Consider the following 26,317-nt stretch of genomic DNA (forward strand, 5'->3'; position numbering starts at 1 on the left):
GCCCGGCCGGGGCCGGGCGATAGGGTCAAACGCTGTGGCGGCGGGACTGGGTGCGGCTACCCGCGACCCCTGCAAAGCTGCTGATCAAGGCAGCGATGGCCAGAGCGATGAAGGCGATCAGGGCCGAGCTGCGAAGGCTCTGGGTCGCCTGCTCGGCGCTTTCACGCAGTGACTGCTCGGCGCTTGCCAGCTCCTGTTGGGCCTGGTCGATGTAGCTTTCAAGGCGGTCGATCTGCTGTTCCAGCTCTCGAATGCCGGCATTTAGACGCGCCAGAGACTCGTCGACGAACTCTTCGGCCCTGGGCTCGGTCATGTCGGTGTTGTTGACCAGCGCGTTTACCAGCGCGTCGCGATCAACTTCCTGCTCGATGTTTTCAAGGCGCTCGCGCTGGGCATTCACCAGTTCATCGAGAATGGTTTCGTAGTTCGAGGGGTTGCTGGCCAAACGCCGCACGGCGGTCTGAATATCGCTGACGGCGGCCTCGGCCTGGCCGCGCAGGTAATCGGGCTGCAGCGCCTGGGACTCGGTATCGCGCAGGATCTGGTTGACCTGGTTGCGCAGGCTCTGACTATTCAGGGGCGACTCGGTATCCGGATCGAAATCGAAGTTGTCGCTGAGCTGCTCGCCTAGCGAGGAGGCCGCATTGCCAATGCCCTGGGCGACGCTGCCGGTGACCTGGCCCGTGCCCGAGAGAATCGAGCCCATGGCGCTGACGCCGCTGGAAGCCACCTGGCCGGCAGCGAAGCCGATCAGCATTAGCCAGACGAGCGTGGCAGTCGCCCAGCTCAGAAAGCCGTGTATGAAGCCGTTGCTGTTAGCAAGCCGGCCCGAGACGAAACCGCCCGCGGCGAAGCTTATGACCAGAAACACGGCGGAGGAGATACCAAAGGCGGTGCCCAGTCCATCGAAGGGGTCGTTTGACATGGGGTCGATCACGCTTGAGCCGATCGAGGTACCCAAAAACGACAATAAGGCGGAAATGGCCAAAACCGTGACGACCCCGGCAATGACGCTACCCCAGGAGACGCGATCGATATGTTCGCGTAGCGATCCAATAGTGGTGTCTGGCATTGTCTACTCCCTTAATCGCGCCCTGGTCTGGCGCTTCTCTAGCCGTCCCGGGCCAAAAGGCGTAAGGCGGTCTGCCATGGAAAAAACCGGGGTTGTTGTTCGTCTTTTAAGGGACGTACCACACTTTCAAGATAGCCAAAAAAAGCGCTGACAAGCGCTTTTATTTGATCTCTATTGACGTTTAGTGAACGCGCCGCCGGGCGTGTTGATCCCGTTCGCTTGGCCAGCGTCAAAGCTGGCTATCGGCCTTCAGGTACGTTCGGCTCAGCACCGTGAGCACTAGAGCGAGCACCAGACATAAAAGCCCCATCGCCAGGTACACCTCGCGCAGCGAATCGAGCAAGATCGATACCCCGGAGACCATTATCGGCGAGATGAACTGGCCGAAGAAGAAGGTCGCGGTGAAGCCACCAAATACCCGCGCACGCACCCGCTCCGGGGCGATGCGCATCAACCAGGTGGTGGTGTTGGGCATGAAGAGCCCCAAACCCAGCCCGGACACCGCCGCGCCCACCATCGCCATGGCGTAGCCCCGGGCGGCGCCGGTAATGAACAGGCCCAGCGCGGCGATGAGAAAGCCCAGCACGTAGATCGTCATCACCGAGCAGCGTGCTTTCACCCGAGCGTAGCAAAAGCTCATCAAGCTCGCGGTCAGCGCCGCCATGGAGAGCGCCACGCCGATGGCCAGCCCGCTTTCGATACCCTGGCTTGCCAGCAGAAACGGCAGCTGGGCGGGAAACAGGTAGAACATCATCATGCTGATCATGCCGATCAGATAGGCAAGCCCGGTGCGCCAGAGATCAAGCCGTACCGCCGGCGCCTGAGACGCGGCGTTGTCGCTTGTCGTCCGGTGCGGCTCGCGCAGCACCATCAGCGCGTAGGGCAGCAGCAGCACGCCGGTGAGATACAAAAGAAACGGCCCCCGCCAGCTCCAGTCGGACAACAGCCCGCCCAGGTTGATGAAAATCACTCCGCCCAGCGCCATGGCGCTGCTTTGAAGCCCCAGAAAGCGCACCCGCTCAGCGCCGCTGAAGTAATCGCCCACCAGCGTCGTGCTGATGCTCAGGATACCCGCCACCGCCACGCCCATCAGCGCTCTTGAGGCCAGCAGAAGATTCACGCTATCGATCAAAAAGCCCGAGGCGCCGGCCAGCCCGTAGATCGAGAGCATCAGTATGAGCAGCGGCTTGCGCCCGAAGCGGTCGGCCAGATAGCCCATCAGCGGGCTGAACAGCGTGATCATCAGTGCCGGCAGCGTCAAAATCAGCTGAATCAGTACCTGGGGGGCGTCCGCGTAAAAGCGGCCGATGCCGGGTAGCGCCGGCGAGATGATCGCGCCGGACATTACGGTCATGGTGCTGGCGAACAGGAGTACCGCCTTGGTGTGGGTCGCGTGGTGAATGATGGCTCTCCGGTTTTGATCGATAGCGATCGGCTAGAGTAGCACATCTGTTAGCAGGCTATTTTTACAGCGTGGCTCTTTCAAAACGTCGCATCGTTCAAAATCTTGCATCGTCCAAAGCCTCGCATCGTTCAAAACGTCGCTCCGAAGATCAGCTGAAGGGCGACCGTGATCATCATCAGCGCGACCCCCACATCGATCAGCCGCCATACGACGGGGCGGGTGAGCCAGGGCGGCGAGCTCTCAAGCGCGCTGACAGGGCATCTAGCGCGTGAGGCGCCGGTGTGGCTGGCCGGCTGAGTTCGCGCTTTAATGATCACTTTTACCCAGCACAGATGATCACCCGCGTCCTCAAGGAAAATACCGCTCTCGTCGAGCGCACTCACTCTGCGGTCCAGCAGGTGGTGGAACATGGCCAAGCCAATCGGGCGAGCGTTAGCGAGATCGAGTCGTTGGTCAACGAGATCCTCCAGGGCGCTCAGAACGTGTCTACCTCGGTTGAGCGGCTGGCGTTGCGATCGGCGTAGAGTAGAGCGGTCGGCCGTTTCGGCCTATCAGAAACGAAAAACCCCGCCGGCGGCGGGGTTTTGTTCTAGCGGTTGGTCGGGTGTGTTTACAGGCGTTTGACGATTTCGTTGTACTTATTACGCTCAACATCCGGTTCGTAGTCGCGCAGTGAATCGGGTAGAGCGAGTGCATCGGCCTCGTCATAGCCAACGAACCTGAAGCCTGCGGTTTCGTTCAACACCACCGTATTGTGTTCGCCAATATTTCCAAACAGACTCACATAGTTACGAAAGTTAGCGTGGGTGCCAGCCAAACACGGTGCGCCACGCTGTTCAAACCTGCCAACGGAAACCGGTTCCGGATACAGGGCTCTGAGATTATCCCGATCATGTCGATCCACTGCCGGATAATGGGCGCCCATTCCCTGATTGTAGCGACTAATGAATTGGACATAGTGTGAAAATGCATCGGGCCGCCGCTGCGCCTCTTCCCAATCTTTGGGAGCCCAACGGTGTCGCTCATACAGAGGGTAAGCCCACCAGGTTTCCAGTGTCTTATCGCTATCAACCCAAGTGCTCGCTATGTCACGAAACGTGTACTTGACGATAACGTAGCGTGCATCATGAGGAAGTCGAGCTCCGATGTTGGCATGACGTTTTCTTTCGGTACGGCCCTGGTTCTCAGTTTGAAGTGAGGTCAGCTGAAACTCCACCGGCGTCAGCTCACCATTCGTATTGAGCGTAAAGTGCTCAATATCCGCCCAGCCTTCTGGATTCATGGCCACCCTAGGTCCGCGTTCACCGCGCTGACGATCAGCAGGCGCCAAGAGCTGACCGCTTCGCTCAAGTCGAAACATCAATCCGCTTCTATTAATGATCGGCTGTGTCAGAACTCGATTGCTTTGAAGAGCCCCCTCTTCATCCGTGAGCACCCCGCGGTAAAAGTAGTCACCGCTTCGACCGCCTCGACGCGTGATCTCATCGTTGTCGGGTAGATTCAACCCGCCGGAATACAGATCGAAGGTGTGATCGCTTCGAGCGGCATCTCCCTCATTTCGGGCACTGTACGGTTGATCCTTGATCGTGCAGCTCATCACGTAAGGACGATCGCTCAAGTCTTCACCACACCCAGAAAGTCCGATTGCCAAACCCATGGCCAGTGCCAGCGTTTTGATTTTGGTACCCGTAGAAGTCATTTTCTTATCCCGTCCAGCTATTGATTTGTAGCCAGTATGCCCCACCCGTGAAAAGGCCAAAAAAAACGCGCAGCCGAGACTGGATGCGCGTCGTCATTGCTTCTTCTCTTCTTAAAATAGGGGCTTAGCGTCCCTAAATATTCTTATATTTTGCCCTGTGCGTTTTTTTCGATCAACCTCTTCGCAGCTGTAGTAGCCCCGGTTAATCGTCAGGTTCGTGTAAAGCATCTGGCGCGTGAGGCGCCGGCGTGGCTGGCCGTTTGATCCCGCCGCGACTGGCCGCGGGCAGCGCAAAAATCTATCATAACGTTACTTCAACCCCCTCTGACGCTAATGCCTGCGAGTTCCCATGCCCCAAACCAGAACGCCTTTCATCGTGGTGCTGTGCCTTGCCATGACCATCATGCTGGGCCCCTTTTCCATGGACACCTATCTGCCGGCGTTTCCGGAAATTGGTGAGTCGCTCGGCATTTCGCAGCAGGCGGTGTCGCTGAGCGTTTCGGTGTACGTGTTCATGATGGCGGTGGGGCAACTGATCGGTGGGGCGCTGTCGGACCGCTTCGGGCGCCAGCGCGTGCTGATGGGCGGGCTTGCGATCTTTATCGTTGCAAGTATCGCCATCGGCATGGCGGAATCGCTGGAGGTACTGCTGGGCGGGCGCGCGGTGCAGGCGTTCGGTGCCGGCTGGACGCTGGTGTCGGTGCCGGCGCTGGTGCGTGACCGGGTGGCCGGGCGCGACGCCGCCAAACTGTTCTCGATGATGGGCTTCATCATCGTGCTGGCCCCCGGCATCGCGCCGAGCGTGGGCAGCGCAATCCTGGCGCTCGGCTCCTGGCACTACATCTTCTTCGCGCTGGCACTTTATGCACTGGCGCTGGTGCCGCTGTTGATCAAGGTGCTGTTCACCGGCAGCGGCAAGGTCTCGCGCGTGAAAGGGGCCGAAATGAGCCTGCTGGCGCGTTACAAACTGGTGCTCTCGACCAAACCGGCGCTGCCGTTCATCGCCTGGCAGGCGGGGTCGTTCTCGGTCATGATGATGTTCATTACCTACGCCTCGTTCATCTACCAGGGGCACTTCGAACAGGACGCCTCGACGTTTTCGCTGCTGTTCGCCGCCAACATCGTCGCCATGTTCGTGTTCAACGTGCTCAACCGGGTGCTGCTGTCGCGCCTGCCTTCGCTGCGTATTCTGCAGCTGGCCACCGCCTGCCAGGCGGTGGGCATGGTGCTGCTACTGGCCGCGACGTTTCTCCAGGCGCCGCTTTATCTCTTCGTCCCGGCGATGATGCTGACCATCGGCGCGGTGGGCGCGATCTCGCCCAACATCCAGGCCTGTTTTCTCGAGTTCTTTCCCACCAGCGGCGGCACCGCCGCCGCGCTTTTGGGCGCGGCCCAGTTCGGCATTGCCGGTATTTTGAGCGGGCTTTCGACGGTGCTGCCTCACACTCTGGGGGCGGTGGTACTCGCCATGGCCGCCTGCGGCGCGGTGGCCTACGCAATGCTTACGCGCTCGCTGGTCAGAGGGCGCGCGGCGGTCGAGGCGGGTTGAGCAACCGGCCCCATGACCGCGATAAAAAAAGCGCCGTGGCGATCGCCACGGCGCTTTGCCTTGCAGCCGTTGCCGGCTGGATCAGAACAGCGCCCGTACGCAGAAGTACAGAAGCGACGGGGCGAGCAGGGCACCTAGGCCGGTGTAGAAGGTCGCGGTCATCGCCCCGTACGGCACGAGCTTCGGGTCGGTGGCGGCCAAGCCTGCCGCCACGCCGCTGGTGGTGCCCATCAGCCCGCCGAAGATCATCGCCGAGCGCGGGTTATCAAGGCCGATATGGCGCGCGGCGATGGGCGTGAGCACCATCACCAGAATCGACTTGAATAGGCCGGCGGCAATCGAGAGCGCGATGACTTCCGACGAGGCGCCGATGGAGGCGCCGGCGATCGGGCCGACGATGTAGGTCACCGTGCCGGCGCCGATGGTGGTGAGGTTGGCCGGGTCGCGGTAGCCAAAGGCGTAGGCGATGGCCACACCGGCGATGAACGACACGACCACACCGAGAAAGAGCGCGAGCACGCCGCTGATGCCGGCCTGGCGAATCTCCTGAAAGCGCACGCCGTAGGCGGTGGCGATGATCGCCAGATCGCGCAGCATGCCGCCGCCCATCAGGCCCAGCCCGGCGAACAGGCTGATATCCGCCAGGCCCTTGCTGCCGCCGGTGTAAACGCCGCCGACGTAGGCGAGCGCCAGGCCCACCATGATAGCGATGGCGGAGCCGTGAACCCGGCCTTTGGTCAGCTTGTCGCTCACCAGGTACGACACGTACATGGCCGCGCCTACCAGGGCGAAGGCGGCGATCAGGTGCTGCTTTTCGAGCTGTGTGAGGAGTGAATCGAGCATGAGGGCAGCTCCTTAGCGGGCGTGGTGGGGGCGTGAGGTAGAGGTCGAGCGCGTGTCGTCAGGGGCGCGCGAGGCGACCTTGTTGACCGGCGTCTCGTCGACCGGGGCCTGGGCGCCTGGTTTGGGCTGGCCCAGGCGCGTCAGCGCCGGCACCAGCGCAAAGCTTGCGCCGACCGCCACAAGGGCTGCCAGCAGTGCGATCAGGCCGCCGTCGATGGCGGCGGCCACGTTTTGGCTGGCTGCCATCGCGACCACGATGGGGATGTACATCCCGTTCCAGAAGGTGATGCCGCTTTCGGTGCTGGGGGGCATCTTCTTCTTGTCGATCAGATAGCCGCCCAGAAAGATCAGCAGCAGCATGGCGATGCCCACGCCGCCCACGTTGGATTCCACGCCGAGCAGCATGCCCAGCACGTCACCCGCCCACAGGCCGAACAGCATGCAGCCGGCCAGCAGCGCGACTCCGTAAATGACCATGGCGATGTCCTTTTTAATTGTCGTTGTTGTGTGAGGGGCGCTTGGTGAGTGGTGAGCGCCCCGTCGATGGAGTGAATTGGATGATGGCGCGAATCAAGCGCTGGTGGCGGTGCGCCCGGCGCTGAAGGTATCGGCGTGGGCGTCGCGCAGCTGGTTTTTCTGCACCTTGCCCATCACGTTGCGCGGCAGCGCATTCACGAAGAAGACCCGCTTGGGCTGCTTGTAGCGGGCAAGCTCGCCCTTGAGCGCTTCGAGTACCTGCTCCTCGCTCACCGCGCCCTGGGTTTTTGGCACCACCACGGCGACCACGCCTTCGCCCAAGTCCGTGTGACGCACGCCGATCACCGCGGACTCCTCGACGCCTTCCATATCGTCGATGATCTGCTCGATCTCCTTGGGGTAGACGTTGTAGCCGCCGGAGATCACCAGATCCTTGTCGCGGCCGACGATATTGAGATAACCCTTCTCGTCGATCAGGCCCAGATCGCCGGTGATGAAGTAGCCGTCTTCACGAAACTCTGCCTGGGTCTTCTCCGGCATGCGCCAGTAGCCCTGGAACACGTTGGGCCCGGTGAGCTCGACCAGCCCGGTCTCGCCCTGGGGAAGCTCGGCGCCGGTTTCGCGGTCGGTGATGCGCACGGTGACGCCAGGCAGCGGCATACCCACCGTGCCCGGGCGGCGCTCGCCGTCGTACGGGTTGGAGGTGTTCATGTTGGTCTCGGTCATGCCGTAGCGCTCGAGAATGGCGTGGCCGGTGCGCGCGCTAAAATCCTCGTGGGTTTCGGCCAGAAGCGGCGCGGAGCCCGAGATGAACAGGCGCATGTTGGCGACCACGTCGCGGTTCAGGCGCGGGCTTGCCAGAAGGCGGGTGTAGAAGGTCGGCACGCCCATCAGCACTGTCGAGTGGGGCATCAAATCGAGCAGCTCATCGACGTCGAGCTTGGGCAAAAACGTCATCGAGGCGCCGTTGATCAGCGTGACGTTACAGGCCACGAACAGCCCGTGGGTGTGAAAGATCGGCAGCGCGTGGATCAGGTGATCGTTTTCGCTGTAGTGCCAGGCCTTCGTCAGCGCCTGGCTGTTGGAGGCCAGGTTCTGGTGACTCAGCATGGCGCCCTTGGAGCGCCCGGTGGTGCCAGAGGTGTAGAGAATCGCCGCCAGATCATCGGCGCCGACTTCGCTGACCGTGGTGGTCTCGAAAGCATCGGCGGCCTTGTCCATCAGCGTGCCGTCGGCTTTGGTGCCCAGGCTTTCGACGCGGGCCACGCCGGCCTTTTCGGCGATCTCGCGAGCGTTTTCCAGCACCTCTGGGCGGCAGACGAACAGGCGCGGCTCGGCGTCACCCAAAAAGTAGTCGATCTCGCTGTCGGTGTAGGCGACGTTGAGCGGCAAATAGACCGCGCCGACCTGCAGGCAGGCGAGATAGAGCATGACGATCTCGGGGCTCTTGTCGACCTGAACGGCTACCCGGTCGCCGGGCTCGACGCCGAGCTCCAACAGCACGCTTGCAAAGCGCCGGCTCAGGCTCAGAACGTCCTGATAGTGGTAGCGCTGGCCATCGAGCGTGTCCATCAGCACCTTGTCCGGGGCGCGCTCGAAGTGTGGGTAAAAGTGCAGGTAAAGGTTATGGTTCATAAAAGACTCCTTGTTTTTGTCGTCAGCCGTGATCGGGGGCGTTACGCCTTGGCCGGTGTTTTCGTCTCGAAATACTGGCTCGCCTGATTGGCCTGACGACGAATGTCGCTGGCGCACACCACTGTGTGGTTGGCGCTGTACGCCTCGTGGTTCTGTTCGATGCGATTGAGCTGGTAGAGGTAGTTCACCATCAAACCGTGGGCCTGCTTGAGGCCTTTTGATGACGTATCCGCCCGCCAGTTCAGCCGATGCAGGCTCGCGCCGTTGCCCAGGTGAAAGCGCGCCACCGGGTTCAGGGGCTGGCCGCTTTTATGCTTCACGTCGACCAGATAGTGCGACGCCAGGCGCATGAACTCCTTGTGGGCGCTGGAGGAGAGCTCCTCGCTTTCGTGGGTGTCGAGGTAAGCGGTGAGCTCCTCGGACAGCGTTGCCTCCTTGCGCGCCTCGTCGAGCCAGTCGGCGAAACCCGGCACCGGCGAAAGGGTGACGAAGTTCTTGATCTGCGGAAGCTCGCGGCTCAGCTCCTGAACTACCTGCTTGATCAAAAAGTTACCGAAGGACACGCCCTTGAGCCCGGCCTGACAGTTGCTGATGCTGTAGAACACCGCCGTGTCGGCGTCTTCGAGCGGCAGCTCCTCGCCGTGCTCGAGAATGCGCTGGACGTTGCCGGGAATGCCGTCGCACAGCGCTACTTCCACGAAGATCAGCGGCTCGTCGCCGGTGGCCGGGTGGAAAAAGGCATAGCAGCGGCGATCGTCCGGGTCGAGCCGGCGGCGCAGGTCGTGCCAATCGCCGATTTCGTGCACCGCTTCATAGCGGATGATCTTCTCCAGCACCGCCGCCGGGGTGTTCCAATCGATGCTTTCGAGCATCAAAAAGCCGCGGTTGAACCAGGAGTTGAACAGGTGCGCAAAGTCGCTATCCAGCGCCGAGAGCTCCGGCGATTGGCGCAGGCACTTGAGCAGGTCCGCACGCATGTTGACCAGATCGAAGGTGCCGCCGGGGCAGAGGTTCAAGCGGCGCAACAGCGTCTGGCGGCGCGGCTCGCAGGCATTAAACAGCTTCTCGAGCGAGGCGTTATCTTCGTGCTCGCGGTACACCGCGTAGGCGCTGTGAATATCGGCGGGCTCGGCGGCGTAGTCGTTGGCCAGCAGCTGGAAAAACGCCAGCTTCTCCTCATCGTCGAGCGCGCGGTAATGGGCCAGCGCCTGCTGGGCCATTAGAATTTGCGAGGCTTCACCGGTGCGGCCCATCAGGCCCTGGCAGGCCGCTTTCAGGGCAGTGAAGTGGTTTTCACTCTCCTTGTCGGTGCCCAGAGCGCTACTGAGCTGCCGGGTACGCGAGCTGATATTGGTGAGCAGCCCCTGAAGAAACGTCATATTCATGTTCATGCGCATCAGCCTTTGAGTTTATCGGGTGGGCAGTCTGCCGGTGACGATGCCAACGCTTTATCATTGTCTCTTAGCGTGGTAAGTATTAAACAGCGCGTCATGTTGTATATAACAAATATAGGTAAAGAATTTATGAGTCAAGGAAGCAGGGGGTAGACTTATGGCGAAGATATCCCAGGCGCAGCGGCTGCGTGATCTTCTCGAGGACGCGATCATCGCCGGGCGCTTTACGCCGGGGGAGCGGCTCGACCCGGATGCGTTGGCGCTCGAGTACGCGTGCTCGCGCACGCCGATCCGTGAGGCGATTCAACAGCTTGCGATGTCCGGCATGGTGCAGGTCGTGCCCAAACGCGGCACGTTCGTCACTCGCTTGGGCGTGTCTGAGCTGGTCGAGCGCTTCGAAGTGATGGCGGAGCTGGAGGGTCTTTGTGGGCGCCTGGCCGCCCGGCGCATTACCGACGACGAACGCGCCGCGCTGAGTGAGGCGCTCAAGGCGTGTCGCGCCCGCGCCGAGGAGCACGATGCCAACGGCTACTACTATGACAACAGCGTCTTTCACCACTGCATCTACGCGGCGAGCCATAACCACTTTCTCGCCCAGGAAGCCGCTCGCCTGCACGCGCTGCTACAGCCCTACCGTCGGCTGCAGCTTCAGGTGCGAATGCGCGTCGAAAGCTCGCTGGCCGAGCACGAAGCGATCGTCGCCGCCATCGAGGCGGGCGACGGCCTCCGCGCCGAGCAGCTGCTGCGCGAGCACGTCATGGTGCAGGGCGAGCGCTTCAACGATCTGGTGGCGTCGATGCATGCTCTGGATGGTGGGTGATCGCCAAGCGCCGCCCATCAAAAAGGCCACCCGCCTTGATGCCGGGTGGCCCTTGTCGATCAGCGCTGCTGTTTAGCTGCTCACGCCCTGCTCACTGGCATCCTTGGCGCCTTCCTCTATCAGCTCGTCGGCGTCCTGTTGCGCCTCTTGTGGCGCATCCGGCGGCGCCTGGTCCTTGGCGGCGGCGGTCAATGTCGTCGTGATGGCGAAATGATCCGACCCTTCGATGGTGACACGGTCGAGCTCGACGAGCTCAAAGCCGTCGGAGACGAACATGTGATCGATCGGGTAGCGCCACAGGGGGTACTCGGTGTGGTACGTGCTCAAGAGTCCTCTTCCCCGGCGCGGGTCCTTGAGCTCGCTCAGCTCCTTGAACAGCCGCGTGGTATTGGACCAGGCGGCATCGTTGAAGTCGCCGGTCACGATCCAGCGGTTGTCCGCGTCCTCGGCCACGCGTTCGGCCACCAGCATCAGCTCGGCGTCGCGCTCCCGGCTATTCCGGCGCTCGGTTTCACCGCCGTCGTTGGGTGTGCGCTCTTTAAGCCCCGGCGGCACCGGATGAATGCCCGCGTAGCGAACGGGCCCGATACCCGGCACGTCAAGCGTTGCAAAGATCGACGCACGACGCTCGGACACCAGATGCTCGACCCGGGCGTTTTGCAGCGGAATGCGCGACCAGACCACGATACCGAGCCCCTCACCGCGCACATCCCCCTCGCGGTACTCATAAAGCTCGTCCAGCGGCGCCAGGCCATCCTCCCAGCCGCTATCGACTTCGATGAGCAGCGCGATGTCCGGGTCCTCGCGCTTTATCACCTCCAGCGCCTCTTCGTAGCGGTCATTCTGGAAGTCGAGGTTGGCGGTCATGATCTTGAACGTGGACTGATTCGAAAGCGTTTGGGCGCTGGCCTCGGCCACTTCGTCGGGCCACACCGGCGTAAAGGGCAGAATGTGGGAGCCCTGCCACGCGCCCGTTGCCAGCAGCGCCACCAGAAGTACCGCGTGCTCCTTGCGGGCACGGGCCAACCAGGCGTGCAGGGTCAGCAGTAACAGCGTGACCGCGATGACCAGGCTCAGTTGCAAGCGGGGAAACTCCCACAGCCGGATCGCCCAGTGGCCGCTGGGAATTTCGGGAAGCAGGCTGACCGTGATCAATGCAAGGGTCAGGCCACGAACGACCCACAGTAGAATGTTTAAAAGCATGACGTTGCTCGAATCAGGTGGCGAAATGGCGGGTTTGCCGCCCAGTGAAAGGCGCTAACGTAATGAAAGTAGACTACCAGGGAATGTTGGGCACAAAAAAATGGCCACCTGCTTTAAAAAGCTAAGTGGCCATTTTTCTAACAATTTCTGGTCGGAATAGCAGGATTCGAACCTACGACCTCTGCCTCCCGAAGGCAGCGCTCTACCAAGCTGAGCTATATTCCGGCGCTCAATAACGGGGATGAATCTTACGCCTGCGCCTCGGGTTTTTCAAGAGGTAATTCAAAGCTAACTCAAAAATATTCGTCGCTTGCCTTCGCGAATCAGGACTGACGCTCGACCGCCAGGCGGGCAAGCTCGGTCATGCTGTCGCGGTACGCGCTTTGCGGCAGCTTTTCTAGCTCGGCGAGCGCGCGCTCAACCATTTCTACCGCGCGTTCACGGGTATATTCGAGCGCGCCGGTGCGGTGAACGATGGCGAGCACCTCATCGAGCTGCTCGAGCCCGCCCTTGCGAATCGCCTGACGAATCAGCTTGGCCTCCTCGGGCGTGCCGCGCTCCATGGCGTTGATCAAGGGCAGCGTCGGCTTGCCTTCGGCCAGGTCGTCGCCGACGTTCTTGCCCATCGCATCAGCGTCGCCCTGGTAGTCGAGCAGATCGTCGATCAGCTGGAAGGCGAGCCCCAGGTAGCGGCCGTAGTGTTGAAGCGCGCACTCCTGCTCGGGCGTGGCCTCGGCGAGCACCGCGCCGCTGTGGGAGGCCGCCTCGAACAGCATCGCGGTCTTGCCCTGGATGGTTTCGAAATAGGCTTCCTCGGAGAGGCTCGGGTTGCCGATGTTGGTGAGCTGCAACACTTCGCCTTCGGCAATGATACAGGTCGCGCTCGACAGGATCGCCATGATGCGCATGGAGCCGACGCTGACCATCATCTGAAACGAGCGCGAGTAGAGAAAGTCTCCCACCAGCACCGACGGTGCGTTGCCCCAGGCGTCGTTGGCGGTTTTCTTGCCGCGGCGCAGGTGCGAGTCGTCGACCACATCGTCGTGCAAAAGAGTCGAGGTGTGCATGAACTCGATCAGGGTGGCGAGTGTGATGTGTTTGTCGCCTTCGTAGCCCAGCGCGCGCGCGGCCAGCAGCACTAAAAGTGGGCGCATGCGCTTGCCGCCGCTTTCGATGATGTACTGACCGATGGTTTCGACCAGCGGGACGTTGGAGTTGAGCTGCTCGACAATGGTGCGGTTAACGGCCTCGAAATCGCCCGCCACCACGGCGTGCAGCGGTGAAGGCGTGGGGCTGACAGGCGTTTGGGGAGAGACGTTAGTCATGAAATAGGGTCATCGCAGCAGGTGAAAAGCGGCCATTACCGCCCTGAGTGGGGATTATGCTATGGGGCCACCTGTAAGGCGTCAAGGCGAAGCCACCGGCGAGCCGTTGGCGAGCCGCACCACGCCAATTGACACGCCCCTGGGGGCTTGTGGTAAAGATCGATCATCGCTATAATCCGCGACCCACTCATCATGCTCCCTGTCAGATGGCTGCCGAAAGGGGCGCCACTCGCCGCAGGTCTTAAGAGCACGACGCGAAAGCGCGTAAGTGATGAGCGCTGGCTTAAAGGGGCCAGCTTCAACGACGAGTCCGGAGAGCGACATGTACGCAATTATCAAAAGCGGTGGCAAGCAGTACCGCGTTCAGGAAGGCCAGACCCTCAAGCTCGAGAAAATCGAAGTCGCCACCGGCGAATCCATCGATTTCGAAGAAGTGCTGATGGTCGCAGACGGCGACGATTTCAACATCGGTGCACCGATGATCAGCGGCGCGAAAGTCTCCGCTGAAATCGTTTCGCACGGCCGCGGCGAAAAAGTGAACATCATCAAGTTCCGTCGCCGTAAGCACAGTATGAAGCGTCAGGGCCACCGTCAGTGGTTCACCGAAGTCAAAATTACCGGAATTTCCGTTTAACACGGTCTATTCCCCTGATTAGGAGGCTATTTCGATGGCACATAAAAAGGCAGCCGGCTCCACGCGTAACGGTCGCGATTCCGAATCCAAACGCCTTGGTGTAAAACTCTTCGGCGGCCAGGCGGCCACCGCGGGTAACATCATCGTGCGTCAGCGCGGCACCCGTTTTCACGCCGGCACCGGCGTTGGCATCGGTCGCGACCATACGCTGTTCGCTCTGACCGACGGCAAGGTGCAGTTCCAGACCAAGGGCCCGCACAACCGTAAATTCGTGAGCATCGTTTCCGAGTAAGCGCTTAGCCGCTTGGACGAGTGAACGAAAGAAAAGCCCCGCATTGGCGGGGCTTTTTTGTCTGTTTAACCCCCTGCGCTCAAGGCAGGGGAAAAGGGCGGCGAAAGCGGCCGGGAGAATTCAATGCAGTTCGTCGATGAGGCCTCGATCATTGTCGAGGCAGGCAAGGGCGGCAACGGCTGTCTGAGCTTTCGCCGCGAAAAATACGTGCCCAAGGGCGGCCCCGACGGCGGCGACGGCGGCCACGGCGGCAGCGTCTACCTGATCGGTGACGATGCGCTGAACACCTTGATCGATTTCAAGTACCAGCGCTTTTACAAGGCTGAAAACGGTCAGGGCGGCATGGGCCGCCAGATGAGCGGTAAGGCCGGTGAGGATCTGCACGTCAAGGTGCCGGTTGGTACCACGGTGATCGACGAAGACACGCTGGAAGTGATCGCCGACGTCACCGAGATCGGCGAAGTGGTGTTGGTCGCCGAAGGCGGGCGCCGCGGGCTTGGCAACATTCACTTCAAGTCCTCGACCAACCGGGCGCCCAGGCGCACCACGCCTGGCACCGAAGGCGACCGGCGCAACCTGCGTCTGGAAATGAAGGTGATGGCGGACGTGGGCCTTCTGGGTATGCCCAACGCGGGTAAATCCACCCTGATCCGCTCGGTGTCGGCGGCCAAGCCGAAGGTCGCGAACTACCCCTTCACGACACTCGTGCCGAACCTGGGCGTGGTGAAGCTCGGCATGCACGAGCACTTCGTCATGGCGGACGTGCCCGGGCTGATCGAAGGCGCCTCCGACGGCGCCGGCCTTGGGCTTCGCTTTTTGAAGCACCTGACCCGCACCCGGCTGTTGTTCCACGTGGTGGATATCGCGCCGTTCGACGAGTCCGACCCGGTCGATGCGGCGAAGGCGATCGTGCGTGAGCTGGGGGAGTTTTCCCCGGCGCTCTCCGAGCGCCCGCGCTGGCTGGTGCTCAACAAGTTCGACCTGCTGCCCGAAGAGGAGCGCGAAGCGCGCGCCCAGGCCGTGATCGACGCGCTCGATTGGGACGGCCCGGTGTTTCAGATCTCGGCGATTTCGAGTGACGGCACCGAGAAACTGGTACAGGCGGCGCACCGCTGGCTCACCGACCAGCAGCGTCTTGAAAACGAGGACGAAGAGGCCTTCGAGCGCGAGCAGGAGATGCGCCGGCGCATGGAGGAAGAGTCCGTCGCCCGCACCGAGGCGCGTCTGACCCATAACCGCAGAAAGCGCAACGTCGAAGACGATGACGACTTCGATGACGACGATTACGATGTCGACGTCGAGTACGCGCCCTGACGGCAAGGCGAAGGGGCCCGCAGGCTCGCAGCAGTCAGCGGGCCTGGCAGTAACGTTCAACGTATTATCGCCATCGAGCTTGTAACGTGGCGGGCAGGAGTGAGGCGGCATGGAACATCGTGAGCAGTGGCCGGGCCGGGAGGTATTGACGGGCGCGCGCCGCGTGGTGGTGAAAATCGGCAGCGCCCTGATCACCGACGACGGGCGGGGCCTCGATGACGTGGCCATCGGTGCCTGGGTCGATCAGATCGCCGCGCTTCACGGGCGCGGCGTCGAGGTCGTGCTGGTCTCTTCCGGCGCGGTGGCGGCAGGCATGGTGCGCCTTGGCTGGCAGGCCCGGCCGAGCGCGGTACACGAACTCCAGGCCGCCGCCGCTGTGGGCCAGAACGGCCTGACCCAGTGCTACGAGCAGCACTTCGCCCGCCACGCCATGCTCACCGCCCAAATTCTGCTGACCCACGACGATCTTTCCGATCGCAAGCGCTATCTTAACGCGCTGTCGGCGCTGCGCACGCTGGTCGAAATGCGCGTGGTGCCGGTGGTCAACGAAAACGATACCGTGGTCACCGACGAGATCCGCTTTGGCGACAACGACACCCTGGGCGCTTTAGTGGCGAACCTGCTGGAGGCCGACGCGCTGGTGCTGCTCACCGACCAGGAGGGGCTGTTCGACGCCGACCCGCGTCACGACCCCGGCGCCACCCTGATCCAGGAGGGCCGGGCCGACGACCCGAAGCTCGCCGCCGTGGCCGGTAGCGGCGGGGCGCTGGGCCGGGGTGGTATGAGCACCAAGGTGCGCGCTGCCAAGCTCGCCGCGCGCTCCGGGGCGCTGACGATCATCGCCAGCGGCCGCCAGCCCGAGGTGATCACGCGCATCATGGCCGGCGAGGCGCTGGGCACGCTCCTCAAACCCGACCAGGCACCGATGGCGGCGCGCAAGCGCTGGCTCGCCGGCCAGCTCCAGGTGCGCGGCACGCTCACTCTCGATGCCGGCGCGGTGAACGTGCTGCGCGAAAAGGGCTCGAGCCTTCTGCCGGTCGGCGTGCGTCAGGTGCAGGGCAGCTTCAAGCGCGGCGATATGGTGCTCTGCGTGGACGAGCAGGGCAACTCCATTGCCAAGGGGCTGATCAATTACGGCGCCGACGAAGCGCGCCGGCTGGCCGGCAAGCCGAGCCACCAGATCGAGGCGATCCTCGGCTTCATCGAAGCGCATGAGCTGATTCACCGCGATAATCTGGTCATCGTCTAGATCGTCTAGCCTCAAGCCCGCGTTTCGATCGGCAGCGGCACCTCCCGCGGCCAGGCGTCGGGCACGATGAATACGCGCTCGATCGCACCATCATCGGCTTTCAGCATTACCTGCTGCGGGCCGAAGCGCTCGATGCACGCCTCGATCTGCGGCCACAGCGCCGCCGGCGGGTGAAACGCCGCCTCGACAGGCGGCGCCATCCAGAACGGCCGCGCAAGCCAGGCCAGCCGCACCTTTCCCGCGCTCTTTAAAAGCGCTTCCCAATCCTTTCGATGGCACCACCGCCCACGGTCGTGCTGCGCGGTCGCGCCTCGCGGCGGGGGCAGCGTGGCGTGAAACGGGTAAAACAGCACCCCGGGCATCGCCACCTGCTGGGTGATCTCGCCGATCTCGCCCGGACAGTCGCGTGGGGTGAGCCAGTGGCGCAGCGTACTGCGGGCAAGCGGAGTGGCGGAAAGCGGCAGTTGATGAGCGTGCAGGTGCGCGCACTTGCGCGCCAGGCTGTCGAGTCCGCCGGTGCCGATCCAGCGGTTGGGGCTGTCCGGTGCATCCGGGCCTTCATCGAGTCCCAGATAGAACTTGATCGCCACTTCCAGATGTAGGGGGGCGGGATTGGCTTGCGTGCGGTAGAGCATGTCCAGCTCGCCCAGGGTCTGGCGGCGCTCGCGAATGGCGACGTTGTGCGCCAGAAGCCGGGTATTGGGGCTATGGGCAAGCAGCAGATGCCACAGCGCCTCGTGGTAGTGGCCCATGCGCGTCACCTGCTTTTTTGAAAGCGCGCGAATTGCCGGCTCCTGGCGCAAAAGCCAGGCCTTTTCGCCGCGCGCAAGCCCCAGCGCCGCGCGGCTCGGCCGGCCCGGGTAACCGTTGAGCTCGACGATGTCCGGGGCGTCCAGAAGCCACGCCAGATCGCGCGCAATGGCGTCTTCGAGCGGGGCGCTGGGCGCATCAAGAGGGCTTTGTGGCGGCATGTCGTCGCTCCGGCGGCGTCTGCACGTTAGCGGTGAAATCGAAAAACGGCTGCTACGCTTAAATGCGGTTGACGATCTCAACGGCCCATCGATGCAAAGGAGTGTATTCATGGCTCATTCGAAAAATAGCGGTAAAAGCAGTGCGAAGGATAGCGCCAAGCGCAAAAAGCAGGCGTCTTCGAAAAGCGCCGAGTCGAAAAACGCGGCCTCTCCCCACTCTGATGTCGAAGCCCAGGCGCTCACGCCGCAAACTGGCGCGGCGCTTTTTGACGATGCCCGCTCGCGCCTGGAAGAGGTGTTCGAGGCGCTGGATATTCACCACGACGCCCGCGCACGGCTGATGCAGCCGGCAATGTCGCTGCAGGTCAGCATTCCGGTGCGCATGGATGACGGCCGCCTACAGGCGTTCCCCGCCTGGCGCGTGCAGTACGATATCTCGCTGGGGCCGGCCAAGGGTGGCGTGCGTTTTCACCCGAAGGTCAATCAGCACGAGGTCACCACGCTCAGCTTCTGGATGGCGGTGAAGTGCGCGGTTGCCGGGCTGCCGTTTGGCGGCGGCAAGGGCGGCGTCCAGGTCGATGCCAAGGCGCTTTCATCGCTGGAGCGTGAGCGCCTGGCGCGAGGCTACATTCGTGCTATTGCCGACGTCATGGGCCCGGATCGTGACATTCCCGCGCCAGACATGAACACCGACGCCGAGGTGATGGGCTGGATGATCGATGAGTACGAGAACATCGTGCGCCGCCGGGCACCGGCGGCGATCACGGGCAAGCCGCTGTCGCTGGGCGGATCCCCTGGCCGGGTCGAGGCCACCGGCCGCGGCGCGCTCAAGGTGCTGGATCTCTGGGCGCAGCAGCAGTCACGTAAGCCGGAAGAGACCACCGTGGCGGTGCAGGGCTTCGGTAACGCGGCGTACCACTTCGCCCGCCTGGCCTGCGAGCGCGGCTATCAGGTGGTGGCGGTGTCCGACTCCAGCGGCGGCATCTACAAGGAAAAGGGGCTCGATATCGAGTCGGCCAAAAAGGCCAAGGAGAAGCACGGCGAGCTTGCCAAATGCCGCCAGGGCAACGGCATCAAGGGCGAAGAGCTGTTGGCGCTCGAGGTCGACGTGCTGGCGCTGGCCGCGATGGAGAATCAGGTCACCAATGATAACGTGGACGACATTCGCGCCGGGATGATTCTCGAAATCGCCAACGGTCCGGTCACCAGCGACGCCGACCGCGCGCTGGAAAGCCGCGGGGTCGACGTGCTGCCGGACGTATTGGCCAACACCGGGGGCGTGATCGTGAGCTACTTCGAGTGGCTACAAAACCGCGCCGGGCAGGCCTGGAGCGAAGAGCAGGTCAACCAGCGGTTGGACGAAACCCTCGACGATCAGGCCAACCGGGTGCTCGAGCGCGCCCGCGACGAAAAGATCACCTATCGTCAGGCCGCGTATCGCCAGGGGGTCGAGCGGATTGCCGAGGCGATCATGGCGCGCGGCAACTGTCAGGACTGTCGCTAGGGCACCTCAGGGGCGGGCGTTGGCTCGCCCCTGGCAGGCTCAAACGTCAGTCGCGGTCGATCTCGACTACCTCGAAAGAGCCCTGGCGCACGCTGATCTCGAGTTCACGGCCATTTTCAGCCTGGCCTTCGATATCGATGATACCGCTGCGGCTGATGTCGATCTCCTCGAACGTGGTCATGCCTTCCTGGCGGGCCATCTCGAACGCCTGACGGATATCGTCCTCGCTCATGCCCCAAGCGCCACTGACCAGACGCTCGCGCTCCTCCTTGAGCGTTTCGCCGCTATCGAGCGAGAGCTCGATGTCGGCGAACCACTCCTCGTCGAGCCAGCCCTCGGCTTCGATACGGCTATCGTCCTCGACGCTGAGCTCTTCGATATGAGTAAAACCGTAGTCGGCGGTGTAGTTCAGCACCTCATCCAACCGCTCGAGCCCCAAACGGTCGGCCTGGGCGGCGCCGGCAGTGGCAACGAGCAACAGGGCGGAGGCCGGCAGCAGCACTGCTTTTTTCATCGACGTCATGTCACACTCCTTATTGCGGTATAAAAACCTTACAGGCTTGAAATCTCGCATCAGCGTTCACGCAGCGCCTGGTAAGGTGAGACCGTCTCTTTATAACAGCGCCGTTCTGTCGCCAAGCTGAAGGCGGCGTTCATCCCGCGTTCATCTAGAGTTTGGCATCCTGAGCCCATGAAACGATTTTCGTGGTTCTATCCAGCCTCCTTTTGCGCCGCGCTGCTGGCCGTGGCGACGTTTGCGTGGACGAGCTCGGCCGACGCCGAGCCGCAGTGGCGAATGCTTCACGGTCAGGTGCAGCGTGGCGAAACGGTGGGGCTGGAGTCGCTTCTGGACTGGCTGGAGGCGCGCTATGAGGGTGAAGTCATCGAAATCGAAATGGAGCGCGATGACGGCGAGATCGAGTACGAGATCAAGATGCTCGGTCCCCAGGGCCAGGTGGTCGAGTTCGAGTTCGATGGCAAAAGCGGCCAGCTAATGAAAATCGAGGGCGTGCGGATCAACGAGATGCGCCGCGACGACGTCAAGGATGGCGAATAATGAAGTGTTTATTGGTGGAAGACGACCAGGCCCTGGCCAGTGAACTGGCGCTGGCGCTCAAGGACGGCGACTGGCTGGTGGAAGTCGCCGATACCGGACAAAAAGCGGATTTTCTGGTGCGAACCGAGACCTATGACGCGCTGATTCTCGATGTCGGCCTGCCCGACGGCGACGGCACGCGCTGGCTAGGCGCTTGGCGCGACGACGGCATCGACCTGCCGGTGCTGATTCTCACCGCGCGTGAGCGCTGGGCGGACAAGGCGGCGGGCTTCTCCGCCGGCGCCGATGATTACGTCACCAAGCCTTTTGAGTCCGCCGAGGTGCTGTTTCGCCTGCGCGCGATTTTGCGCCGTACTCACGGTCATGCCCACCCGGTGATTCGTCTGGGCGAGCTGAGTCTGGACACCCACACCCAGCACGTCAGTCTCGCCGGGCGCCCGGTCAGCCTCACCGCTCAGGAGACGCGGCTTCTCAGCTATTTGATGCACGCTGCCCCGCGCGTGGTCAGCCGCGCCGAGCTCGCCGAACACGTTTATGATCGTGACCAGGAGCCGGACTCCAACGTGATCGACGTGCAGATCAGCCGGCTGCGCCGCAAGCTCGGCGCTTGGCGCTTCGTCACCCTTAGAGGCCAGGGCTACCGCCTGCTGGCCGAGGCGCCGGATGCCTAGCCGGCGCGCGCGCCTTCGCGCCAGGATTGGTCAGCGCTGGGCTCGCCGCTCGATCGCCACCCGGCTGCTGCTTGCCGCGCTTGTGCTCGTGGGGCTGGCGCTGCCGCTGGCCGGGGCCTGGCTTGCCCACTACTACCAACGCGCCGCGGTCGACGCGTTCGATGAGCGGCTGGAGGCCACGCTGAACGTGGTGATCGCCGGCGTCACCTTCGACCCTGTCGCCAATACGCTTGATTACCCCAGCGCGCTGGGCGATGCGCGCTTCGATCAGGTCTTTTCCGGCTGGTACTGGCAGATCACCGACCAGGGCGAGCACCGTCTCGCCTCGCGCTCGCTGTGGGATCAGCGCCTGCCGGTCACCGACAGCCGCCTGGCCCGCGCGCGAAGCCTTGAAGGCCCGCGCGGCCAGCCGCTTCGCGTAGTCGAGCGCGACATCTACCTCGCGCCGCTCGAGACGCCGCTGCACGTCAGCGTCGCCGCCGATGAAAGCGCACTCAAAGCGGAGATTCTCGGTTTTCAGCGGCTTCTGTGGCTGGGTGTGCTGGCGCTCTCGCTCCTCCTGCTGGGCGTTCTGGCGCTGCAGGTGCGCTTTGGGCTGGCGCCGCTTCGGCGCATGAACGCTGACCTTCGCGAGGTCGAAAGGGGCGGCGCAAGCCGCATGAAAACCCGCCTGCCCGAGGAGCTTGCCACGTTGGCCACCTCGATGAACGCGGTGCTCGCCCGCGACCAGCGCCTGATCGAGCGCGGCCGCCACGCCGCCGGCAATCTCGCCCACGCGCTGAAAACGCCGCTGAGCGTCATGCGCCTTCAGCTTAACCAGCTCCCCTTGGAGCCGCGCGAGCGTTTTGATATTGAGCTTTCGCGCATCGACAGCGCCGTGCGCCACCACCTGGCCCGGGCGAGCGCCGCCGGTGATGGCCTTCATCTGGCGCCGATCGCCCTGGAGGAGACGCTGGCCGGGCTCATCGAGGGCCTTGGCCGGCTGGCGGGTCGGCGCCAGGTGGCGCTGGAAACCCGCTGGCAGGCGCGCCCCCACGTGCGTATGGACCGCCAGGACGTACAGGAAGTGGTGGGCAATCTGCTGGATAACGCCCTGCGCTGGGCCGAAAGCCGCGTGACGCTGCGTGTTCAAACGCAGGGCGAGACCCTTCATCTAAGCGTGGAGGACGACGGCCCGGGCATGGACGAGGCGCAGTGCCAGGCGGCGCTCGAGCGCGGAAAGCGGCTGGACGAGCAGCGCTCGAACAGCGGCCTCGGGCTCTCCATCGTGGCGGATCTGGTAGCGCTTTATCAGGGCACGCTGACGCTCACCCGCGGCCAGGCCGGTGGGCTTTGTGTCGCCCTTCGGCTTCCGGTGGTGGCCCGTGGCTGAGCGTATCGAGCAGGCGCTGCCCGACGTACTGGTCGGCCCACTGCTGCGTCGGCTAAGCCCCACGCGGCTGACGCTATGGCTGGTGAGCTCGCGCCCGCTCGAGATGACACTGATACTCTTCCCCCACCAGCCGCGCGAGCGCACGTTGGATATAAGCGCGGCGCAGACGCGCCTGCCGGTCGGCCGCCACGCGCACATCTGCCTGATCGATGTGGCGCTCGAGGCGCCGCTGCCGTGTGACGAGCGCATCGACTACGACCTGCGCCTGAAAACGGCGTCCGGCGGCTGGCGCTCGATCGCCGAGTGGGCGCCCTGGCTTTGCCACGACGGCCAGGCGTTTCCCGCCTTCGTGCTCGCCTCGCGCCACCACCGCTTGATGCACGGCTCATGTCGCAAGCCCCATCACGAAAGCCCCGATGGGCTGGTGCGCGGCGACGCCTGGCTTGCAACGCGTCAGGACGAAGCCAGGCAGTGGCCGGCGTGGCTTCTGATGACCGGCGACCAGGTGTACGTCGACGACGTGGCGGGGCCGACGCTCACCGCCATTCACGCGCTGATCGACCGGCTCGGGCTTTTCGACGAATGCCTCGAGGGGGCCACGGTCGAGGATAGCCAGGCGCTCTACGCCGCGCCGCAAACGTATTATCACCGCGAAAAGCTGCTGCCGGACGTGACCAGCAACGCCGCCCTTCGCGAGCGCTTTTTTGGCGGGGTGAAAAAGCCGGTGTTCACCTCGGCGAACGCCTCGAACCACCTGATGACACTGGCCGAAATGCTCGCCATGTACTGCCTGGCGTGGTCGCCGACCCCCTGGACGCTGATCGACCCGGCCGAGCCCGCGCTCGAGCCAAAGGATCAGGCCACCTACCGCCAGGAGCAGGCGACGATGGCGGCCTTCGTCGAGGGCCTTCCGCAGTGCGCGCGACTGATGGCGCACCTGCCGAGCCTGATGATCTTCGACGACCACGACGTGACCGACGACTGGAACCTGACGGCGGACTGGGAGCGCTGCGCCTACGGGCACCCGTTCTCAAAACGCATCATCGGCAACGCCCTGATCGCCTACCTGCTCTGCCAGGGGTGGGGGAACGACCCGGACAAGCTCACTCCGCTGGTCGACGAGGCCGGCGCGCTGCTGGCATCCGCCGGTGATACGCTCGAGGCACCGCATCAGGATCGCTTCATCGAGCGGCTGTTGCGCTTTCAGGGCTGGGAGTGTCACGTGCCCGGTACGCCTGCGCTGCTCGTGCTTGATACCCGCACCCGGCGCTGGCGCAGCGAGCGAAGCCCCAAGCGCCCCTCCGGGTTGATGGATTGGGAGGCGCTAATGGAGATGCAGCAGCAGCTTCTCGAGTGCCAAAGCGCGGTGATCGTCTCGCCCGCGCCGATGTTTGGCGTCAAGCTGATCGAAGGCGTGCAGAAGCTCTTTACGCTCGCGGGCAAGCCGCTGGTAGTGGACGCCGAAAACTGGATGGCCCACCGCGGGGCGGCCAACGTGCTGCTGCAGATCTGGCGCCACTCGAAAACGCCGGGCAACTACGTGATTTTATCGGGAGACGTTCACTACTCCTTCGCTTACGACGTTTTCGTGCGCCGCCGCGAACGTCCTCCGCATCTGTGGCAGATCACCTCCAGCGGCATCAAGAACACCTTTCCCAAACAGCTCTTGAACGTGTTCGACCGGCTCAACCGCTGGCTCTACGCGCCCTGGTCGCCGCTGAACTGGTTCACCAAACGGCGCAAGTTCGATGTCGTTCCCCGTGACCCGGTCGGTGCCAGTGCCGGCGAGCGGCTCTACAACGCCAGCGGCCTGGGGCTGGTAACGCTGGATCGCCAGGGCCGGCCGACGGACATTCGCCAGCTCGATGCAGGGGGCGGGGAGGTCCGCTTTCCGCCACCCAAAACGCCGACCTGATCACCGGGTTGTCATAAAAATGTCACTGCCATGACGCAGGATTTTGCGGGTCGAATCTCATCCAAAAGGACCAGGGCTCAATGAGGTTTATCCGTACACCCCGTTCATAAGGCCTTTGGCATGACCGCGCAAGACGCTCAGTGGCTACATCTCATTCTCGAACGCGAAGACCTGAGCGTTCTGTTTCAACCCATCATGGACGCGAGCCAGCAGGCGATCTTTGGCTATGAGGCGCTGGTGCGCGGGCCAGAAGCGTCGCCGCTGCACTCGCCGCTGCGCCTGTTCGACGTGGCGACCCAGGCCGGGCTTCTGGTCGAGCTCGATCTGTTGTGCCGGCGCCTGGCGATTACCCGCTTTGCCGAGCTCGAGCTTCCGGGCTTTCTGTTTCTCAACGTCATGCCGCTGACCATCGTCGAGCGCGACTTTCAGGAGGGGCTGACCCTGGGGTTCGTGCGCGAAAGCAACCTGCCCCCGGAGCGGGTGGTGATCGAACTCACCGAGCACGTGCCGATTCACGACTACGAGTTGATGCGCCAGGCGGTGGATCACTACCGCGACATGGGCTTTCAGGTGGCCCTCGACGACCTGGGGGCTGGGCACTCGAGCCTTCGCCACTGGGCGGAGCTGCGCCCGGACTTCGTCAAGCTCGACCGTCACTTCATCGCCGGGATCGACCAGGAGCCGGCCAAGCGGGAGTTTCTGCGCTCGATTCTGGATGTGGCGCGAAGTCTCGACTGCAAGCTGATTGCCGAGGGGATCGAAACCGCCGCCGAGCATCTGTGCCTTTGGGAGCTCGACCGCGGACTTTCGCTCTTGCAGGGCTTCTATTTTGCCCGTCCCAGCGCCACGCCACCGCTTTCCCTTCATATGCAGCTACCCGCCGCCGGGCAGATCAGCAGTGCCGGGCGTACCGCCCGCGCCATTTCGCGCCCGATCGATACCGTCGCCCCAGAGGATTCGGTGCTGGCGCTGGCCGAGCGTTTTCGTAACGCCCCCACGCTTCGCTGTGTCGCGGTGATCGACAGCGGCCGGCCGGTCGCAGTGGTGCGGCGAAACGCCTTTTTGACTCTGTTCACCAACCCCTACAGCCACGCGCTCTACGCCAAGCGCCGGGTGATGGACGTTGCCGATACCCGTGCGCTGATCAGCGAGGCGGACACGCCGCTGGAAACGCTCAGCCAGGCGCTGACCGAGCGCCACGACATCGACCAGGAGGATTTCGTGATCGTCGAGCAGGGGCGCTATCTGGGCATGGGCAGCATCGTCGACCTGCTGCGCGAGATCACCGCCATTCAGGTGCGCCAGGCGCGCCACGCCAATCCGCTCACGGGGCTGCCCGGCAACATTCTGATCAACGAGACCCTGAGCCAGACGCTCGAGGCGCAAACGCCCTTCGCCGCTGCCTACGTCGATCTGGACAACTTCAAGGCGTTCAACGACGCCTACGGCTACGCCCGGGGCGATCAGGTGATCATTGCGCTGTCCCGGCTGTTGCAGGCGCAGGTGGACAGCGCCGGCGGCTTTATCGGCCACATCGGCGGCGATGACTTCATGATGCTGCTGCCCATCGAGCACTGGGAGAGCGTGTGCCGCCAGATTCTCGACTCCTTTGGCGTGATGGCGCCGCAGTTCTATACCGAGAGCGATCGACAGCAGGGCGGGGTGCGGGTCGAAAATCGTCGGGGGGAGGCGGATTTTTTTCCTTGTGTGAGCGTGTCGATCGCCGTCCAGCCGGTGCTGGATGCGACGCGCTATAAAGCGCTCGAGGTCGCGGCCAAACTCTCCGAGCTCAAGCACCAGGCAAAGAAGATTCCCGGCAACAGCCTGTTCGTCGAGCGCCGTGAGGCCCAGGGCTCAGTGTCATCCTGATGTCACGTTAGTGTCGCGGGGCTGTCATTCGGCGCTGTCACCATGAG

24 protein-coding genes and 1 tRNA gene are annotated in these 26,317 nt (G+C 63.2%); 12 read left to right on the forward strand and 13 right to left on the reverse strand.

Annotated features, from left to right (window positions below):
* Nucleotides 1–25 precede the first annotated feature (25 nt).
* The 4 genes from OCT39_RS01270 to OCT39_RS01285 all read right to left on the reverse strand — a co-directional run bounded on the left by OCT39_RS01270 (nt 26) and on the right by OCT39_RS01285 (nt 4,176).
* Complete coding sequence (locus OCT39_RS01270; RefSeq protein WP_263585899.1) at nt 26–1,072, reverse strand: YrzE family protein; 1,047 nt, start codon at nt 1,070–1,072, stop codon at nt 26–28.
* A gap of 229 nt (nt 1,073–1,301) precedes the next feature.
* The gene (locus OCT39_RS01275) at nt 1,302–2,504 is read right to left on the reverse strand and encodes an MFS transporter (RefSeq protein ID WP_318152984.1); all 1,203 of its coding nucleotides are present in this window, start codon (nt 2,502–2,504) and stop codon (nt 1,302–1,304) included.
* 101 nt (nt 2,505–2,605) lie between these two features.
* A complete protein-coding gene (locus OCT39_RS01280; RefSeq protein WP_263585900.1) occupies nt 2,606–2,860 on the reverse strand; it encodes a hypothetical protein in 255 nt (84 codons plus the stop codon).
* Nucleotides 2,861–3,087: 227 nt separating this feature from the next.
* Nucleotides 3,088–4,176, reverse strand: coding sequence for a hypothetical protein (locus tag OCT39_RS01285; RefSeq protein ID WP_263585901.1), 1,089 nt, complete (start codon nt 4,174–4,176; stop codon nt 3,088–3,090).
* A 349-nt stretch (nt 4,177–4,525) separates the two neighbouring features.
* Between OCT39_RS01285 and OCT39_RS01290 the strand changes: the two genes are divergently transcribed.
* Nucleotides 4,526–5,725: a multidrug effflux MFS transporter gene (locus tag OCT39_RS01290; RefSeq protein ID WP_263585902.1), complete on the forward strand. Its 1,200-nt coding sequence runs from the start codon at nt 4,526–4,528 to the stop codon at nt 5,723–5,725.
* A gap of 81 nt (nt 5,726–5,806) precedes the next feature.
* Here the strand turns inward: OCT39_RS01290 and madM are convergent, their stop codons facing one another.
* From madM to OCT39_RS01310, 4 genes are all read right to left on the reverse strand, one after another.
* Nucleotides 5,807–6,568, reverse strand: coding sequence for a malonate transporter subunit MadM (madM, locus tag OCT39_RS01295; protein WP_263585903.1), 762 nt, complete (start codon nt 6,566–6,568; stop codon nt 5,807–5,809).
* A 12-nt stretch (nt 6,569–6,580) separates the two neighbouring features.
* A complete protein-coding gene (gene madL / locus OCT39_RS01300; protein WP_263585904.1) occupies nt 6,581–7,045 on the reverse strand; it encodes a malonate transporter subunit MadL in 465 nt (154 codons plus the stop codon).
* Nucleotides 7,046–7,138: 93 nt separating this feature from the next.
* The gene (locus OCT39_RS01305) at nt 7,139–8,680 is read right to left on the reverse strand and encodes a malonate--CoA ligase (RefSeq protein ID WP_263585905.1); all 1,542 of its coding nucleotides are present in this window, start codon (nt 8,678–8,680) and stop codon (nt 7,139–7,141) included.
* A 41-nt stretch (nt 8,681–8,721) separates the two neighbouring features.
* Nucleotides 8,722–10,065, reverse strand: a complete 1,344-nt coding sequence (locus OCT39_RS01310) for a malonyl-CoA decarboxylase (RefSeq protein ID WP_263587273.1) — start codon at nt 10,063–10,065, stop codon at nt 8,722–8,724.
* 166 nt (nt 10,066–10,231) lie between these two features.
* Between OCT39_RS01310 and OCT39_RS01315 the strand changes: the two genes are divergently transcribed.
* Complete coding sequence (locus tag OCT39_RS01315) at nt 10,232–10,894, forward strand: GntR family transcriptional regulator (RefSeq protein WP_263585906.1); 663 nt, start codon at nt 10,232–10,234, stop codon at nt 10,892–10,894.
* Between the two features lie 72 nt (nt 10,895–10,966).
* Here the strand turns inward: OCT39_RS01315 and OCT39_RS01320 are convergent, their stop codons facing one another.
* The 3 genes from OCT39_RS01320 to ispB form a co-directional block, all read right to left on the reverse strand.
* Complete coding sequence (locus tag OCT39_RS01320; protein ID WP_263585907.1) at nt 10,967–12,097, reverse strand: endonuclease/exonuclease/phosphatase family protein; 1,131 nt, start codon at nt 12,095–12,097, stop codon at nt 10,967–10,969.
* 148 nt (nt 12,098–12,245) lie between these two features.
* Nucleotides 12,246–12,322: transfer RNA gene (locus OCT39_RS01325), tRNA-Pro, on the reverse strand.
* A gap of 98 nt (nt 12,323–12,420) precedes the next feature.
* Nucleotides 12,421–13,422 (reverse strand): octaprenyl diphosphate synthase, encoded by a 1,002-nt coding sequence (gene ispB, locus OCT39_RS01330; protein ID WP_263585908.1) that lies wholly within the window; start codon nt 13,420–13,422, stop codon nt 12,421–12,423.
* 322 nt (nt 13,423–13,744) lie between these two features.
* Here ispB and rplU point away from each other — a divergent pair, with 322 nt between their 5' ends.
* From rplU to proB, 4 genes are all read left to right on the forward strand, one after another.
* Nucleotides 13,745–14,056, forward strand: coding sequence for a 50S ribosomal protein L21 (rplU, locus tag OCT39_RS01335; RefSeq protein ID WP_252105958.1), 312 nt, complete (start codon nt 13,745–13,747; stop codon nt 14,054–14,056).
* 34 nt (nt 14,057–14,090) lie between these two features.
* The gene (rpmA, locus tag OCT39_RS01340) at nt 14,091–14,348 is read left to right on the forward strand and encodes a 50S ribosomal protein L27 (protein ID WP_263585909.1); all 258 of its coding nucleotides are present in this window, start codon (nt 14,091–14,093) and stop codon (nt 14,346–14,348) included.
* Nucleotides 14,349–14,471: 123 nt separating this feature from the next.
* Nucleotides 14,472–15,662 carry an Obg family GTPase CgtA gene (cgtA, locus tag OCT39_RS01345; RefSeq protein WP_263585910.1) on the forward strand — a complete coding sequence of 397 codons (1,191 nt, stop codon included), beginning with the start codon at nt 14,472–14,474 and terminating at the stop codon, nt 15,660–15,662.
* A 109-nt stretch (nt 15,663–15,771) separates the two neighbouring features.
* A complete protein-coding gene (proB, locus tag OCT39_RS01350; protein ID WP_263585911.1) occupies nt 15,772–16,911 on the forward strand; it encodes a glutamate 5-kinase in 1,140 nt (379 codons plus the stop codon).
* Nucleotides 16,912–16,922: 11 nt separating this feature from the next.
* On the opposite strand, the gene OCT39_RS01355 is transcribed toward proB, so the two are convergent.
* The gene (locus tag OCT39_RS01355; RefSeq protein ID WP_263585912.1) at nt 16,923–17,882 is read right to left on the reverse strand and encodes a DUF1853 family protein; all 960 of its coding nucleotides are present in this window, start codon (nt 17,880–17,882) and stop codon (nt 16,923–16,925) included.
* Between the two features lie 109 nt (nt 17,883–17,991).
* On the opposite strand from OCT39_RS01355, the gene OCT39_RS01360 reads away from it, so the two are divergent.
* Nucleotides 17,992–19,386 carry a Glu/Leu/Phe/Val family dehydrogenase gene (locus OCT39_RS01360; protein WP_263585913.1) on the forward strand — a complete coding sequence of 465 codons (1,395 nt, stop codon included), beginning with the start codon at nt 17,992–17,994 and terminating at the stop codon, nt 19,384–19,386.
* A gap of 46 nt (nt 19,387–19,432) precedes the next feature.
* Here the strand turns inward: OCT39_RS01360 and OCT39_RS01365 are convergent, their stop codons facing one another.
* Entirely contained in the window at nt 19,433–19,909 is a 477-nt protein-coding gene (locus tag OCT39_RS01365) for a PepSY domain-containing protein (protein ID WP_263585914.1), read from the reverse strand.
* Between the two features lie 168 nt (nt 19,910–20,077).
* Between OCT39_RS01365 and OCT39_RS01370 the strand changes: the two genes are divergently transcribed.
* The 5 genes from OCT39_RS01370 to OCT39_RS01390 all read left to right on the forward strand — a co-directional run bounded on the left by OCT39_RS01370 (nt 20,078) and on the right by OCT39_RS01390 (nt 26,270).
* The gene (locus OCT39_RS01370) at nt 20,078–20,443 is read left to right on the forward strand and encodes a PepSY domain-containing protein (protein ID WP_263585915.1); all 366 of its coding nucleotides are present in this window, start codon (nt 20,078–20,080) and stop codon (nt 20,441–20,443) included.
* Nucleotides 20,443–21,114 (forward strand): response regulator transcription factor, encoded by a 672-nt coding sequence (locus tag OCT39_RS01375; RefSeq protein WP_263585916.1) that lies wholly within the window; start codon nt 20,443–20,445, stop codon nt 21,112–21,114. The genes OCT39_RS01370 and OCT39_RS01375 overlap by 1 nt, the downstream gene beginning before the upstream one ends.
* Complete coding sequence (locus OCT39_RS01380) at nt 21,107–22,486, forward strand: sensor histidine kinase (protein WP_263585917.1); 1,380 nt, start codon at nt 21,107–21,109, stop codon at nt 22,484–22,486. The genes OCT39_RS01375 and OCT39_RS01380 overlap by 8 nt, the downstream gene beginning before the upstream one ends.
* Nucleotides 22,479–24,401 (forward strand): alkaline phosphatase D family protein, encoded by a 1,923-nt coding sequence (locus OCT39_RS01385; protein WP_263585918.1) that lies wholly within the window; start codon nt 22,479–22,481, stop codon nt 24,399–24,401. Before OCT39_RS01380 ends, OCT39_RS01385 begins: the two co-directional genes overlap by 8 nt.
* 120 nt (nt 24,402–24,521) lie before the next feature.
* Nucleotides 24,522–26,270: a bifunctional diguanylate cyclase/phosphodiesterase gene (locus OCT39_RS01390; RefSeq protein WP_263585919.1), complete on the forward strand. Its 1,749-nt coding sequence runs from the start codon at nt 24,522–24,524 to the stop codon at nt 26,268–26,270.
* Nucleotides 26,271–26,317 lie beyond the last annotated feature (47 nt).

It is taken from the genome of Halomonas sp. GD1P12 (assembly GCF_025725645.1).
Taxonomy (GTDB): domain Bacteria; phylum Pseudomonadota; class Gammaproteobacteria; order Pseudomonadales; family Halomonadaceae; genus Vreelandella.